Source organism: Sinorhizobium meliloti (genome assembly GCF_017876815.1).
Classification (GTDB): domain Bacteria; phylum Pseudomonadota; class Alphaproteobacteria; order Rhizobiales; family Rhizobiaceae; genus Sinorhizobium; species Sinorhizobium meliloti.
Genome location: NZ_JAGIOS010000001.1, coordinates 1,759,334 through 1,772,975 on the forward strand (window position 1 = coordinate 1,759,334; position 13,642 = coordinate 1,772,975).

Annotated in this window: 15 protein-coding genes; 9 read left to right on the plus strand and 6 right to left on the minus strand. The window is 66.4% G+C overall.

The genetic code is table 11. The features are described 5' to 3' along the window. Entirely contained in the window at nt 1–1,233 is a 1,233-nt protein-coding gene (locus JOH52_RS08230) for a 3-methyl-2-oxobutanoate dehydrogenase (2-methylpropanoyl-transferring) subunit alpha (protein WP_017274142.1), read from the minus strand. Nucleotides 1,234–1,412: 179 nt separating this feature from the next. Between JOH52_RS08230 and JOH52_RS35885 the strand changes: the two genes are divergently transcribed. Beyond that, nucleotides 1,413–1,535, plus strand: coding sequence for a hypothetical protein (locus JOH52_RS35885; protein ID WP_013844872.1), 123 nt, complete (start codon nt 1,413–1,415; stop codon nt 1,533–1,535). 21 nt (nt 1,536–1,556) lie between these two features. Here the strand turns inward: JOH52_RS35885 and JOH52_RS08235 are convergent, their stop codons facing one another. Further along, complete coding sequence (locus JOH52_RS08235; RefSeq protein WP_014529920.1) at nt 1,557–2,894, minus strand: NAD(P)/FAD-dependent oxidoreductase; 1,338 nt, start codon at nt 2,892–2,894, stop codon at nt 1,557–1,559. Between the two features lie 170 nt (nt 2,895–3,064). On the opposite strand from JOH52_RS08235, the gene JOH52_RS08240 reads away from it, so the two are divergent. Next, on the plus strand, nt 3,065–3,460 hold the full coding sequence (locus JOH52_RS08240; RefSeq protein ID WP_014526986.1) for a winged helix-turn-helix domain-containing protein: 396 nt from the start codon (nt 3,065–3,067) through the stop codon (nt 3,458–3,460). A 12-nt stretch (nt 3,461–3,472) separates the two neighbouring features. Here the strand turns inward: JOH52_RS08240 and modC are convergent, their stop codons facing one another. The 3 genes from modC to modA form a co-directional block, all read right to left on the minus strand. After that, nucleotides 3,473–4,546: a molybdenum ABC transporter ATP-binding protein gene (gene modC, locus JOH52_RS08245; protein ID WP_003528799.1), complete on the minus strand. Its 1,074-nt coding sequence runs from the start codon at nt 4,544–4,546 to the stop codon at nt 3,473–3,475. Beyond that, entirely contained in the window at nt 4,543–5,235 is a 693-nt protein-coding gene (gene modB / locus JOH52_RS08250; protein ID WP_013844869.1) for a molybdate ABC transporter permease subunit, read from the minus strand. The genes modC and modB overlap by 4 nt, the downstream gene beginning before the upstream one ends. A 178-nt stretch (nt 5,236–5,413) precedes the next feature. After that, the gene (gene modA / locus JOH52_RS08255; RefSeq protein ID WP_010970293.1) at nt 5,414–6,199 is read right to left on the minus strand and encodes a molybdate ABC transporter substrate-binding protein; all 786 of its coding nucleotides are present in this window, start codon (nt 6,197–6,199) and stop codon (nt 5,414–5,416) included. 202 nt (nt 6,200–6,401) lie between these two features. Between modA and ung the strand changes: the two genes are divergently transcribed. The 6 genes from ung to JOH52_RS08285 all read left to right on the plus strand — a co-directional run bounded on the left by ung (nt 6,402) and on the right by JOH52_RS08285 (nt 11,660). Then, nucleotides 6,402–7,127 (plus strand): uracil-DNA glycosylase, encoded by a 726-nt coding sequence (gene ung, locus JOH52_RS08260; RefSeq protein WP_003528805.1) that lies wholly within the window; start codon nt 6,402–6,404, stop codon nt 7,125–7,127. A 121-nt stretch (nt 7,128–7,248) separates the two neighbouring features. Beyond that, on the plus strand, nt 7,249–8,019 hold the full coding sequence (gene cobF / locus JOH52_RS08265) for a precorrin-6A synthase (deacetylating) (protein WP_003528807.1): 771 nt from the start codon (nt 7,249–7,251) through the stop codon (nt 8,017–8,019). A 125-nt stretch (nt 8,020–8,144) separates the two neighbouring features. Continuing rightward, nucleotides 8,145–9,512 (plus strand): precorrin-3B synthase, encoded by a 1,368-nt coding sequence (cobG, locus tag JOH52_RS08270; RefSeq protein WP_010970292.1) that lies wholly within the window; start codon nt 8,145–8,147, stop codon nt 9,510–9,512. A gap of 2 nt (nt 9,513–9,514) precedes the next feature. Beyond that, nucleotides 9,515–10,147 (plus strand): precorrin-8X methylmutase, encoded by a 633-nt coding sequence (locus tag JOH52_RS08275; RefSeq protein WP_003528811.1) that lies wholly within the window; start codon nt 9,515–9,517, stop codon nt 10,145–10,147. Beyond that, complete coding sequence (locus JOH52_RS08280; RefSeq protein WP_003528814.1) at nt 10,144–10,899, plus strand: precorrin-2 C(20)-methyltransferase; 756 nt, start codon at nt 10,144–10,146, stop codon at nt 10,897–10,899. The genes JOH52_RS08275 and JOH52_RS08280 overlap by 4 nt, the downstream gene beginning before the upstream one ends. Further along, entirely contained in the window at nt 10,896–11,660 is a 765-nt protein-coding gene (locus tag JOH52_RS08285; protein ID WP_010970291.1) for a precorrin-3B C(17)-methyltransferase, read from the plus strand. Before JOH52_RS08280 ends, JOH52_RS08285 begins: the two co-directional genes overlap by 4 nt. Here JOH52_RS08285 and JOH52_RS08290 read toward each other — a convergent pair. After that, the gene (locus JOH52_RS08290) at nt 11,624–12,424 is read right to left on the minus strand and encodes a cobalt-precorrin-6A reductase (protein WP_010970290.1); all 801 of its coding nucleotides are present in this window, start codon (nt 12,422–12,424) and stop codon (nt 11,624–11,626) included. The genes JOH52_RS08285 and JOH52_RS08290 overlap by 37 nt on opposite strands. Here JOH52_RS08290 and JOH52_RS08295 point away from each other — a divergent pair. Beyond that, the gene (locus JOH52_RS08295) at nt 12,402–13,634 is read left to right on the plus strand and encodes a bifunctional cobalt-precorrin-7 (C(5))-methyltransferase/cobalt-precorrin-6B (C(15))-methyltransferase (protein WP_014526984.1); all 1,233 of its coding nucleotides are present in this window, start codon (nt 12,402–12,404) and stop codon (nt 13,632–13,634) included. The two genes, JOH52_RS08290 and JOH52_RS08295, sit on opposite strands and share 23 nt — an antisense overlap. Nucleotides 13,635–13,642 lie beyond the last annotated feature (8 nt).

The following is a 13,642-nucleotide window of genomic DNA, read 5'->3' on the forward strand; positions in this document are numbered from 1 at the left end:
TCAGTACCCCGCCTTCTGCCGTTGACGGCGGATATGCGGCGGTATCTCGGCATAGACGCCTTCGAAGATATCCCGTACCGACGGCCTGCCGCCGGCATGCAGCGTTCCGTGGCGTTCCGCTTCCTTCTGCGCCTGTATCACTTCGTCCATGATTTCCGCCTCCGCCTGCGCATGCCGCTCCTCCGACCAGGCGCCGCGCAGGATCAGGTGTTTCTTCAGGCGCAGGACCGGGTCGCCTAACGGCCAGGCTTCCGATTCGGTTTTCGGGCGATAGGCGCTCGGATCATCCGAGGTCGAATGGGCGCCGACGCGGTAGGTCACGTATTCGATCAGCGTCGGACCGAGATTGAGCCGCGCCCGCTCGGCCGCCCAGCGCGCCACCGCATAGACGGCCAGATAGTCGTTGCCGTCGACCCTGAGCGCCGGAATGCCGAAGCCCAGACCCCTCGCGGCGAAGGTGCCGGAACCGCCTCGGGCGATGCCCTGGAAAGTGGAGATCGCCCACTGGTTGTTGACGATGTTGAGAATGACGGGCGCCTTGTAGGTGGAGGCGAAGACCAGCGCGGAGTGGAAATCCGACTCGGCGGTCGAGCCGTCGCCGATCCAGCCGGCGGCGATCCGCGTATCGTTCTTGATGGCGGATGCCATGGCCCAACCGACGGCCTGGACATATTGAGTGGCGAGGTTGCCTGATATCGTGAAGAAGCCATGCTCCTTGGAGGTGTACATGACGGGCAGCTGCCGGCCGTGGCAGGGATCGAGCTCGTTCGAGAAGATCTGGTTCATCATCTCGACCATGGGGTAGTCGTCGGCAATCAGGAGCCCCGCCTGGCGGTAGGTCGGAAAATTCATGTCGCCCTTGCGAAGCGCCTTGCGGAAGGCGCAGCTCACCGCCTCCTCGCCGAGATGCTGCATGTAGAAGGACGTCTTGCCCTGACGCTGCGCCATCAGCATGCGCGCGTCGAAGGCGCGCAGCAGCATCATGTGCCTGAGACCCGTCAGCAGTTCCTCATCGGAAAGAAAGCCGGCCCAGGGGCCGACTGCCTCGCCCTCGCGGTTGAGCACCCGAATGATCGAATAGGCGAGGTCGCGGATCTCCTCGGGGTCCACATCGACGTCCGGCCGGGGTACAGAACCCGCCTTTGGTATCTTCACGTTGGAAAAATCGGGCAGATCGCCCGGCCGGACGGCCGGTTCGGGGACATGCAGGCTCAAGCGGCTGAATTCATCCATGCGGGTTCCGGCCTCCCTTCCGGATTGCGCGTCGCGCAACTCGATACCCCGGAAGAACGGTGCCGCCGCCTGGCGGTTCCGGCTGGGTCCGGGGTTCCTCCGCCCCGCCTGCCATGCCGCTACGGCCTCCCGTTCTCCCGACAGGATATGGGCACAGACTGCCACGAGTCAGGGGCCAGATGAAGGGCTTTCGCCGCCGCGCCCGGCTGCTGCGCGAAGAAAGACAGATTCGTGCCGGCACGCATGCGGCACGCGTTGGCACGCCCATGCCGGTGCTGGTGGCGGGTAATTTTCTTTCGTGAGACCGGCGGGCGACCGGCCCCTCAGACCGGTGGCGCGATCTCTATCGGGCTGCCATCGGCAAAGCGAGAAAGGCGGAACGCGGAGGGATCGACGATCGGCGGGTTTCCGGTGACGAGATCGGCGACGAGATGTCCGGCACCGGGGCCGATGCCGAAGCCGTGACCGGAGAAGCCGGTGGCGATAACGAGGCCCGGCAGCTCTTGCGCGAGCGAAATGACCGGCACGACGTCCGGCGTGACATCGATCAGGCCGGCCCAGATCTGCACCGGCTCGACGGTACGGAGCTTCGGAAGGGCCTTTTTTGCTTCCTCGAATGCCATGAGCACGGATTTCGGATCAGGCCGCGGATCGAGGATGCGGTGGCGCTCGAAGGCGCCAGGCCGATCGAGGGGCACGGATGCGATTTCGAAAAGCTCGCGCCAGCTCTGGGCGCTCAAGCCTGCCTGCACGGCTTCGCCCTCGGCCCGTCTCGCCGCGCGAAAATCGCGGAAGAATGCGAATGTGTCCGGCACAAGCGGATGCAGATTGGCACCCGCGGTGGCGATCGTGTAGCCGCCGTCGATGCGTTTGCGATAGGCGTAAGTCGCCGTTGCGCCTGCGCCGTCCGGGCCGCCCTCGACCGGAGCGGTCCTGAGCACGGTGTTGCGCACCTTCAGCTGCGGCAGCCGAATGCCGAGGCCCTTGCAGAAGAGCCGCGACCAGGCGCCGCCAGCAAGCACCACCGTTGACGTTTCGATGCGGCCCTTTTCGGTGACGACGGCGCTTACCCGACCCGCACTCTTCTCGATCCCCCGCACCGCACAGCCGGTCACGATGCGTGCGCCGGCGCGGCGTGCTCCGGCCGCGATTGCGGGCACCGCTTTCTGCGGCTCGGCTCGGCCATCGCTCGGCGTATAGAGCGCGCCTTTGTAGCGGATCGCCGCTCCGGCCATGCGCTCCCGGGTCTCGTCGGCGGTGAGCTGGCGGCTGTCGACGCCATGCGGCTTCGCGATCGCGAGCCAGGCATCGCGGTTGGCGACGTCCTGCTCCGTTTCGGAAATATAGAGAATGCCGCTCCGGCGAAATCCGGTCTCGCCGCCGACACGCGCATCGAGCGTGTCCCAGATTTTCAGCGCCTCCATCGCCAGGGGAATCTCGCGCCGATCGCGGCCCATGACGCGAACCCAGCCCCAGTTGCGGCTCGATTGCTCGCCGCCGAGAACGCCCTTCTCGCAGAGGACGACCTCCACGCCGCGCTCGGCGAGAAAGAGCGCCGTGCTCACTCCGATGATACCGCCGCCGATGATGACGACGTCGGCACTGCCGGGCAGCGAAGGATCGGTTTCAACGAGGTCGAGAGCGGGGCCGGGCATGGTCATCTCTTGGGTTTGTTCAGCTGTTTCTATCGCTGCATCCAATGTCGGCTTCGATCAAGCCTGCCCGGCCGGTTTCGGGCGGCGATGCACAGTTCCCGCATGCCCGAAGTTCCCGCATGGTCTTTGAGCGGTCGCGCCTTCCCGTCTCCTGCGCGAGGCTTTATGTTCGCTCCATGCGCGACACCGAAGCCGACCTCCGCCCGATCCTCCGCATCGACTTCCCGCCGGACGACCGTCTCGGGCGCGGCAAGATCATGCTTTTGGAACACATCCGCGAGACCGGCTCCATTTCCGCTGCCGGGCGGGCCATGGATATGTCTTACCGGCGTGCCTGGCTACTGGTCGACGCCTTGAACCGTATGTTCAAGGAGCCGGCGGTCGACTCCCAGCGTGGCGGCAAGCAGGGCGGCGGCGCCGTCCTCACCGCTTTCGGCGAGATGCTGATCGAGCGCTTCCGGGCGATGGAGGCCAAGGCACAGGCGGCGATTGCGGACGATCTCGATTGGCTGGACGCCATGCGCGACTGCAATGGTGCTCCGCAAGAGGAGCCAGCTGGAAAGCCGTTCTAACCATTCGCTTCTCTAATAATCGAGCGCGACGGTCTTGACGACGGCGTGCACCTGCTTCCCCGGCCGCAGGTCGAGCGCATCGCGGGAAAGGGTCGTGACTCGCGCGGCAATGACGTTGCCGCCGCAGTCTACGCGCACGTCGATGCTTCCTTGCCGCGGCGAAGAGAGGCCGACGATCGTTCCCGGAAGCACGTTGAGGGCGCTGATGCCTTCCGGGCGGCGGGTCGCCAGCATGACGTCGCGCGCCGCGATGTAGAGGCGAAGTCTCTGCCCGGGCTCGGCGACGAGATGCGGCACGCGGATCAGGCAGTCTCCGGCGCGTACCACAGTCAGCTCGTGGCCTTCGTCATGACTGTCGACGATGCCCTCGATCAACGCGCCGGCTTCTCGCCGGCCGGGGCCGGATGTCGGGAACGGCTCGTTCAGAACGGCCGCCGTTTTGCCGGAGGCCTTGACCCGGCCGTTTTCCATGACGACGACGCGCTCCGCCAGCCGCGCCACTTCAGCCACCGAATGACTGACATAGACGATCGGAATCCGCGTCTCGTCGCGCAGCCGCTCCAGATAGGGCAGGATTTCGGCCTTTCTGGCGTCGTCGAGCGCGGCGAGCGGCTCGTCCATCAAGAGCAGGCGGGGGAAAGCGAGCAGCGCCCGGCCGATGGCGACGCGCTGCCGCTCGCCGCCCGAGAGCTTCGAGGGCATGCGATCGAGCAAATGGCCGATGCCGAGCATTTCGACGATCCTGCCGAATTCGGGCCCTGACCGCGCCGCGCCTGCGAACCAGCGGCCATAGGCAAGATTTCCGCGGACGCTCAGATGCGGAAAGAGGCGGGCTTCCTGGAACACATAGGCAAAGCGGCGGCGGTGGACGGGGGTGAAAAGCCGGCGCTCACTGTCGGCGATCGTGTCGCCGTCGAGCACGACGCGGCCCTGATCGGGCCGGAGGAGGCCGGCGATGATGTTGACAAGCGAGGTCTTGCCGGAGCCGGAGCGGCCGAAAAGAGCGGTCACCCCGCCCTCCGAGCCGAAGGCGGCGTCGATCGCGAAGGAGCCGAGACGAAGGCGCGCTTCGACCTCGAGCCTCATGCCGCCACCGTCCGCCGCGCCGCTGCTGAAGCCATGGCTTCCGAAAGCATCAGCGCCGCCATCGAAATGACGACCGAGATCACGGCAAGGCGCATCGCGCCGGCGTCGCCGCCCGGCACCTGTGTGAAGGTATAGATCGCGGCGGAAAGCGTCTGCGTCTCGCCGGGAATATTGGAGACGAAGGTGATGGTCGCGCCGAATTCGCCCATGGCCTTGGCGAAGGAAAGGACCATGCCGGCGAGAATGCCGGGGAGGATCAGGGGCAAGGTGACCGTCAGGAAGATCCAGGCGGGGCTCGCGCCGAGGGTACCCGCCGCCTCTTCGAGCTTGCGGTCGACTGCTTCGATCGACAGCCGGATGCTGCGGACCATGAAGGGGAAGCCCATTACCGCGCAGGCGAGCGCCGCTCCCGTCCAGCGGAAGGAAAAGACCAGGCCGAAGTTCTCCGCGAGAAATGCACCGACCGGTCCGCGCCGGCCGAAAAGGAGCAGCAGAGCGAAGCCCGTGACTACCGGCGGGAGGATCAGCGGCATATGGACGAGGCCGTTCAGGAGCGACTTGCCCCAGAAGCGGCCGCGCGCAAGTATCATCGAGACGAGGAGCGCAGGCGGGAGGCTCGCAAGCATCGCTACGGTGGCGACCCGCAGGCTCAGGCGGACGGCCGTCCACTCCGCGTCGCTCAATGCCATCCAGTCCAAGCTCGTACTCCCGTTCCTGACGCGCCGTGTCGTGCAATCATTCGCTAGATCACGTTCATTTTTTCAGGTCGAGTCGGCCTGAAAACATGAGCGTGATCGATTCCAAGAAATTGAGACGCGGGATGCGGGCGGAAAACCGCACACACTTTTCCTCGTCCCGCTCCAGTTTCTATTCCAGAACCGTGAAGCCCTCGGCCTGGAAAAGCGCCGCCGCCTCCGGCGAGCGGACGAATTCGAGGTAGGCGGCGGCATCGGCATTCCTGCTGTCCGCGGTGATCGCGACCGGGTAGATGATTGGCGGGTGGCTGTCCTCGGGGAAGGTGCCGACCACTTTCACATTGGCATCGGCTGCGGCGTCGGTTCGGTAGACGATGCCGTAGGGCGCCTCGCCACGCGACACGAGGAGGAGGGCGGCGCGGACGCTTTCGGCGCCGGCGACCTTTCCGGCAACGTTCGGCCACAGCCCAAGCTTTTCCAGCGCGGCCTTGCCATACTTGCCGGCGGGGACGGAATCCACGGCTCCCATGGCCAATCGCCCGTCGCCGAGAAGACCGGCGAGGTCGAGACCCGGCTCGATCTCGACAGCCGGGGCGTCCGACTTGCCGGAGACGAGGACGATGCGATTGCCGAGCAGGTTGGAGCGCGTGTCGGCCTTGATCAGCTTCTTGTCGGCGAGATAATCCATCCAGGCAAGATCGGCCGAGATGAACACATCGGCGGGCGCGCCCTGCTCGATCTGTTTCGCCAGCGCCGAACTCGCCGCATAGGACACGATCGCTTCCTTGCCGGTCTGCTTGAGCCATTCGCCGTTGATCGCATCGAGCGCATTCTTGAGGCTCGCCGCTGCGAACACGGTGACCTTCTCCGCCGCCTGGGCCGGTGCAAAGGCCGTTCCCGCCAGGACCACGCCGAGCGCCAGTGATATGGCCTTGAGCCAGTCTCTTCTCGTTGTCACACCCAAGTCTCCCCGTTCGTGATATTTCCCAAGATATAACGCTTCGGTATTTTGGTTACCGCTATATTCGTAGAAATACAATGCGGCCGTTGCGCCGTAATCAAAATCGGTGAACCGATGGGGCGGAGACTACGCGAGCGCTTGCGATAGGCGCCCAGGCGTCTAAATTCCGGAATGGGACCCAAGGAGGTGGACGATCCACATGGACGCGACGATCAGGCTGGAAGAAAGCTGGAAAGCCGTTCTGGGCGGGGAATTCCGCCACGGTTACATGGCCGAGCTCAAGCGGTTCCTGCTGGAGGAGAAGCAGCAGGGTCGGCAGATTTTTCCGAGGGGCGTCGAATATTTCCGTGCGCTCGATCTGACCCCGCTCGACAGGGTACGCGTCGTCATCCTCGGCCAGGATCCCTATCATGGCGACGGGCAGGCGCATGGGCTCTGCTTCAGCGTTCGTCCGGGCGTGCGCACGCCCCCTTCACTCGTCAACATCTACAAGGAATTGCAGGAAGACCTGGGTATTCCGCCGGCGCGCCACGGCTTCCTCGAAAGCTGGGCGCGCCAGGGCGTGCTGCTTCTGAACAGCGTGCTGACCGTCGAGCGTGGCCGCGCGGCCTCGCACCAGGGCAGGGGCTGGGAGCGCTTCACCGACGCCGTAATCCGGGCGGTCAACGAGCAGGCGCAGCCCGTCGTCTTCATGCTCTGGGGCTCTTACGCACAACGCAAGGCCGCTTTTGTCGATCGTTCGCGTCACCTCGTGCTCACCGCACCGCATCCGTCACCCTTATCGGCCCATGCGGGGTTCTTCGGATGCCGGCATTTCTCCAAGGCGAACGCGTTTTTAACGTCCAAGGGGTTGGATCCGATCGATTGGCGGTTGCCGGAAGATCCCCCCTTGGCCGTCGAGCGGCAGATGGCGCCGAACTGCTGACGCGGCCGTAGCGTTTGCCGTCGCGAATGGGCCTTGCACCCGCCGCGGCGATCCGTCAAAGACTGCCCGACTATGCGGGTAGGACTGGCCCGGCTATGCGGGTGGCGCGATGGGAGACGGCATGCGACACATCCTGATCATCGGTATCGGTGCGGGCAACCCCGAGCACATGACGGTTCAGGCGATCAATGCGCTGAACCGGGCTGATGTGCTCTTCATCCCGACCAAAGGGGAGAAGAAGACCGAGCTCGCCGAGCTGCGCCGCGGGATATGCGCCCGTTACGTGACGCGGGCCGGCAGCCGCACCGTCGAATTCGCCGTGCCCGTCCGCCGCACCGAAGGCCGCAGCTACGTGGAAAGCGTGGACGACTGGCATGCGGGCATTGCCGCCGCCTACGAGGCGCTGCTGGAGAGCGAGCTTGCGGAAGGGCAGACCGGCGCCTTCCTCGTCTGGGGCGATCCGATGCTTTATGACAGCACGATCCGCATCGTCGAACGCGTGAAGACGCGCGGCCGGGTCACCTTCGGCTACGACGTCATTCCGGGCATTACCAGCCTGCAGGCGCTCTGTGCCAGCCATCGCATCCCGTTGAACCTCGTCGGCAAGCCGGTGGAAATCACCACCGGCCGGCGGCTCGCCGAAAGTTTTCCGCACAGGAACGAGACGGCCGTCGTCATGCTCGACGGCGAGCAGGCGTTCCGGAAGATCGAGGATCCGGACGCCGAGATTTATTGGGGCGCCTATCTCGGCACGCCCGACGAGATCGTCATTGCAGGGCGCCTCGCCGAGGTGAAAGAGCAGATTCTCGAAGCGCGGGCCGCGGCGCGCGAGCGGATGGGCTGGATCATGGATATCTATCTGCTGCGCAAGGGCGCCGATTTCGAAGAGTAAACGGGCATTGCCGTGCTCTTGGCCGCCGATCTTTGATCTCTCTCGACGCGCCCGCCTGTGATATAGGCTCGATCGATCAGTCCTGCCGTGACGGCTCCGAGACACCGAAGGATCACCGAAGACGAATGACAAGCTGCGCCGCTCCACGAGCCGACCGATCTGCGACCGGCACATCGATGCGCCGCGGGAGCTGTCCCTCGCTGGCGGCGCCGATGCAGACCGGGGACGGCCTGCTCGTGCGGCTGCGACCGGCGGGCGACGGTCTGACGCCGGCGGAGATGAGGGCGATTGCCGGTGCGGCTGCGAGATGCGGCAGCGGGGTCATTGAGGTCACCGCACGCGGCAACCTGCAGATACGCGGCCTGACGCCGGAAAGCGTTCCGGCGCTCGCCGAAGCGATAGGGGCGGCGGAGATAGCCATTGCCGAAGGGGTCGCGATCGAGACGCCGCCGCTTGCCGGATTCGACCCGGACGAAATCGCCGATCCTCGCCCGCTCGCCCGCGCGCTGCGCGTGGCGATCTCCGGCGCGGGTGAGGCGCTCAGGCTTGCGCCGAAACTTTCGATCGTCGTGGATGGAGGCGGCCGCTTCCACCTGGGAAGCCTGACCGCCGACCTGCGTGTCTCTGCGCTCGCGCATGAGGGCGGCGTGCGATGGCTGTTTTCGCTCGGCGGGACGGCGCGTTCGGCAAAGCCCGTCGCGCTCCTGGAATCGAAAGATATCGTCCCGATGGTTCTCGAAATCCTGGGAGATCTCACTGCGCGCGGTCCCGCTTCCCGCGCCCGCGAGCTCGATGCCGATCTTCTTCGGCAGCGCGCGGCTGCCGGCGATGCCCTGCCGCGCGTGGACGGTCCCGTTTTTTCGCCGCCACCGGCGGGCATCCACCACTTCGGCGGCGCCGGCACCGTGCTTGGCATCGGGCTGGCCTTCGCGCAAACCGATGCGGGTAGTCTCGTCGCATTCCTCCGGCAGGCGGAGGAACTCGGCGCAAACGAGATACGCTTGGCACCCCCGCACGGTCTGTTCGTCCTCGGTCTTTCGGGCGAAACGGCGGCCGTTGCGCAACGGCTCGCCTCTGCGCACGGCTTTCTGGTCGCCTCCGGCGATCCGCGCAATCACATAGCCACCTGCGCGGGCCTCGCCTGCGCCTCGGCGCGGATGGACACAAAGGCGATGGCGAGGCTGTTGCTGGAAGCTGCGCCGGACCTCCTCGACGGTTCGGCGACGGTGCATCTCTCCGGCTGTCCCAAGGGTTGCGCCAGCCCCACGGCGTCGCCGCTGACGCTCGTCGGTGCGCCATCAGGATATGCGCTTGTCGTAAATGGCACTGCTTCCGTCGCGCCGAGTGCCTACAGGGATGAAAACGGAATAGGATCTGCGTTCGGCGCGCTGAACGCGCTCGTGCGGGAAAACAAAGACGCTGGCGAATCGGCGCTGTCCTGTCTTACACGGCTCGGGACCGCGCGCATCGCCGCCGCGTTTGAACAGGGATAGAAATGCCTGATTACGATTACATCCGCGATGGCAACGCCATCTATGAGCGTTCCTTCGCGATCATCCGCGCGGAAGCCGACCTTTCCGGATTTTCGGAGGAGGAAGCCGATCTCGCCATACGCATGGTGCATGCCTGCGGCTCGGTCGAGGCGGTGCGCCAATTTGTGTTCTCGCCCGGCTTCGTCTCCGCCGCGCGCGCGGCGCTGAAAGACGGCGCGCCGATTCTCTGCGACGCCGAAATGGTCGCCCATGGTGTGACCCGCGCCCGGCTGCCCGCCGGAAACGAGGTGATCTGCACGCTCCGCGATCCGCGCACCGCGGAGATTGCGACCGAGATCGGCAATACGCGTTCCGCCGCGGCGTTGAAGCTCTGGGGTGAGCGGATGGCTGGCTCCGTCGTTGCGATCGGCAATGCGCCGACCGCACTGTTCTATCTGCTCGAGATGCTGCGCGACGGCGCCCCGAAGCCGGCGGCGATCCTCGGAATGCCGGTCGGTTTCGTCGGTGCGGCCGAATCGAAGGACGCGCTCGCCGAAAATTCCTATGGCGTTCCCTTTGCGATCGTACGTGGCCGCCTCGGCGGCAGCGCGATGACCGCCGCCGCACTGAATTCTCTCGCGAGGCCGGGCCTGTGAGCGGCGTGGAATCAGGCCGGCTTATCGGCGTCGGAACGGGTCCCGGCGATCCTGAACTCCTGACCGTAAAGGCGGTCCGGGCGCTCGGCGAAGCGGATGTCGTCGCCTATTTCGCCAAGGCCGGACGCAACGGCAACGGCCGCGCGGTGGTCGAAGGTCTTTTGAAGCCGGGCATGACCGAATTGCCGCTCTACTACCCGGTGACGACTGAGATCGACAAGGATCATGACGCCTATAAGCGCCAGATCACCGACTTCTACGACGCCTCGGCCGAGGCCGTCGCCGCGCATCTTCTCGCCGGACGGACAGTCGCGGTGCTGAGCGAGGGCGATCCGCTTTTCTACGGCTCCTACATGCACCTCCATGTGCGGCTTGCCGGCCGTTTCCCGGCCGAGGTCATTCCGGGCATCACCGCAATGTCCGGCTGCTGGTCGCTCGCGGGGCTGCCGCTGGTGCAGGGCGACGACGTGCTCTCGGTTCTCCCCGGCACGATGGGCGAGGGCGAGCTTCGGCGCCGCCTTGCCGACACGCAGGCCGCGGTCATCATGAAGGTCGGCCGAAACCTGCCGAAGATCCGCCGGGCGCTGGCGGCGGCAGGCAGGCTCGAGGCGGCCGTCTATGTCGAGCGCGGCACCATGAGGAATGCAGCGATGGTTCCGCTCGGCGAGAAGCCGGACGACGAGGCGCCCTATTTCTCGCTGGTGCTCGTTCCAGGCTGGAAGGACAGGCCCGGATCGGAGGGCAGGGCATGACCGGAAAGCTCTTCATCGTCGGCACCGGCCCCGGCAATCCGGCACAAATGACCCCCGAGGCCGAAGACGCGATTGCGGTCGCTACCGAGTTCTTCGGCTACGGCCCATATCTCGATCGACTGCATCTTCGGGCTGATCAACGGCGCATCGCTTCGGACAACCGCGAGGAGCTCGACCGCGCCCACGCAGCGCTCGCGCGCGCCGCAGCCGGGGCGGATGTCTGCGTCGTCTCCGGCGGCGATCCCGGCATCTTCGCGATGGCGGCCGCCGTCTGCGAGGCGATCGACAAGGGGCCGCAGGAATGGCGTGAGGTCGATCTCACGATCACGCCCGGCGTCACCGCAATGCTCGCGGTCGCAGCCCGGATCGGGGCACCGCTCGGACACGATTTCTGCGCCATGTCGCTTTCCGATAATCTGAAGCCCTGGGATGTCATCACCCGGCGGTTGAGGCTTGCCGCCGAAGCGGGGCTCGTCATCGCGCTCTACAATCCGATCAGCAAGGCGCGTCCCTGGCAGCTCGGCGAGGCCTTCGAGGTACTGCGGCAGGTGCTGCCGGCCCAAGTTCCGGTGATCTTCGGCCGCGCCGCCGGGCGGCCCGACGAGCGCATCGCGGTCATGCCGCTCGGCGAGGCCGACGCCGGCCGCGCCGACATGGCGACCTGCGTGATCATCGGTTCGCCGGAGACGCGCATCATCGCCCGCGAGGGAAAGCACGACCTCGTCTACACGCCGCGGTCCTTCACCGGAGAAAGCCATTGACGGATGCGTTCGAGCGCCTCGTCACAGTCGCCGACCGATTGAACGTCGGCAGGCTTGTGGCGCTCGACCATCACCACCTCGATCCCGAGCTGACGCGCCGCCGCTATCTTGCCGTAGGTGGCCGCGCCGCCGCTGTTCTTGGCGACGATGACGTCGATCCCGTGACGTTCGAGCAGTTCTGTTTCGTCGGCCTGCGCAAAGGGGCCGGAGGCGAGGATGGCGGTGACATCCGGCAGATCGAGCGGCGGCATCACCGGATCGACGCTGCGCACGACGTAGCTGTGCTGCGGCGCCCTCTCGAAATGGAAAGCCTCCTGCCGGCCGATTGCCAGAAAGACGCGGCGCGGCGCCTCGCCCAATGCGGGAACCGCTTCCGCGACGCTTCCGACGCATGTCCATCGATCGCCGGGTTCTGCAGCCCAGGCGGGGCGGCGGAGCGCAAGGAGCGGCGTTCCGGTCATTTTAGCCGCTGCGGCTGCGTTGAGCGAGATGCGGGCGGCGAAGGGGTGCGTCGCATCGATCAGCAGGGCGATGTTTCGCTCGCGCAGGAAGACGGCGAGCCCTTCGGCGCCGCCGAAGCCGCCGGTGCGCGTAGGAAGCGGCTGCGGGCGGGGATCGGCGGTACGGCCGGCAAGCGAGATCGCCGTATCGTAATGGGGTTCGGAGACCAGGCGCTCTGCGAGCTGCCGCGCCTCGGTCGTTCCGCCCAGGATCAGAATGCGAGGTCTGCCCGTGGCTGACATGTCGAACAGTGGCTCGGCCATCGTCGCTCCCTGGCTCATCGTGATCGGTATCGGAGAAGACGGTGTAGCCGGTCTCGGCGACGAGGCCAAGCGCCTCATTGAGGCCGCTCCCGTCGTCTTCGGCGGGGCCCGCCATTTGGAACTCGCTGCGCCGCTGATCGGTGGCGAACGCCATATCTGGCAGAGCCCGTTTGAAAGATCGGTGGAGGCGATCGTCGCCCGTCGCGGCAGCCCCGTCGTTGTGCTCGCCTCCGGCGATCCGTTTCTTTACGGCGTCGGCGCCACGCTGGCGCGCCGCGTAGATGCCGCGGAAATGCGCACCATCCCCGCGCCGTCCGCCTTCAGCCTCGCGGCTTCCCGGCTCGGCTGGCCGCTGCAGGAGGTCGCGACCGTTTCGCTGCACGGCCGTCCGCTCGATCTCATAAGGCCGCATCTTCAGCCGGGCGCGCGCGTCCTGACGCTGACCTCGGACGAGAGCGGGCCGAAGGCGCTTGCCGGGCTGCTTGCAGAAAGCGGATTCGGTCAGTCACGGCTTACGGTTCTCGAGGCGCTCGGCGGCGCAGGCGAGCGTGTCTCCCGCCACCTCGCTTCCGGCTTCGCGATGGAGGAAATCAACGCGCTGAACGTCTGCGCGCTTGAGGTGGTGGCCGATGCCGATGCACGCGTTCTGACGCTTGCGAACGGCCTGGACGAGCGGCTTTTCGAGCACGACGGCCAGATCACCAAGCGGGAGGTGCGGGCGCTGACCCTCTCGGCACTCGCGCCGCGCAAGGGCGAACTCCTCTGGGACATCGGCGCCGGATCAGGCTCGATCGCGATCGAATGGATGCTTGCCGATCCGGCGATGCGCGCCGTCGCCGTAGAGGCGTCGTCCGAACGGGCTGCGCGGATCGGCCGCAATGCGGTCCGCTTCGGCGTTCCGGGGCTTGTGGTCGTCGAAGGGCAGGCGCCGGAGGCGCTGCGAGGGCTTCCGCGGCCGGACGTGATCTTCATCGGCGGCGGCGGCAGCGAGCCCGGCGTGATGGAGGCGGCGATTGCAGCGCTCGCGCCCGGCGGACGTCTCGTGGCCAATGCCGTGACGACGGAGATGGAAGCGGTGCTGCTCGCCCGACATGCGCAGTTCGGCGGCTCGCTGATCCGCATCGACATCGCCCGGGCCTCGCCCGTCGGCGCCATGACGGGCTGGCGGCCGGCCATGCCGGTCACGCAATGGTCGTGGATAAAGGCGTGAGCCGATCT

What these genes read in the sequence shown, in the direction of transcription:
- ung (WP_003528805.1), top strand. Translation starts at nt 6,402, where the DNA reads ATGGACGCGACGATCAGGCTGGAAGAAAGCTGGAAAGCCGTTCTGGGC.
- JOH52_RS35885 (WP_013844872.1), top strand. Translation starts at nt 1,413, where the DNA reads ATGAAGGGCTTTCGCCGCCGCGCCCGGCTGCTGCGCGAAGAAAGACAG.
- modB (WP_013844869.1), bottom strand. Translation starts at nt 5,235, where the DNA reads ATGGCATTGAGCGACGCGGAGTGGACGGCCGTCCGCCTGAGCCTGCGG.
- JOH52_RS08230 (WP_017274142.1), bottom strand. Translation starts at nt 1,233, where the DNA reads ATGGATGAATTCAGCCGCTTGAGCCTGCATGTCCCCGAACCGGCCGTC.
- JOH52_RS08285 (WP_010970291.1), top strand. Translation starts at nt 10,896, where the DNA reads ATGACCGGAAAGCTCTTCATCGTCGGCACCGGCCCCGGCAATCCGGCA.
- JOH52_RS08275 (WP_003528811.1), top strand. Translation starts at nt 9,515, where the DNA reads ATGCCTGATTACGATTACATCCGCGATGGCAACGCCATCTATGAGCGT.
- JOH52_RS08295 (WP_014526984.1), top strand. Translation starts at nt 12,402, where the DNA reads ATGTCGAACAGTGGCTCGGCCATCGTCGCTCCCTGGCTCATCGTGATC.
- cobF (WP_003528807.1), top strand. Translation starts at nt 7,249, where the DNA reads ATGCGACACATCCTGATCATCGGTATCGGTGCGGGCAACCCCGAGCAC.
- cobG (WP_010970292.1), top strand. Translation starts at nt 8,145, where the DNA reads ATGACAAGCTGCGCCGCTCCACGAGCCGACCGATCTGCGACCGGCACA.
- JOH52_RS08290 (WP_010970290.1), bottom strand. Translation starts at nt 12,424, where the DNA reads ATGGCCGAGCCACTGTTCGACATGTCAGCCACGGGCAGACCTCGCATT.
- modC (WP_003528799.1), bottom strand. Translation starts at nt 4,546, where the DNA reads ATGAGGCTCGAGGTCGAAGCGCGCCTTCGTCTCGGCTCCTTCGCGATC.
- JOH52_RS08235 (WP_014529920.1), bottom strand. Translation starts at nt 2,894, where the DNA reads ATGACCATGCCCGGCCCCGCTCTCGACCTCGTTGAAACCGATCCTTCG.
- JOH52_RS08240 (WP_014526986.1), top strand. Translation starts at nt 3,065, where the DNA reads ATGCGCGACACCGAAGCCGACCTCCGCCCGATCCTCCGCATCGACTTC.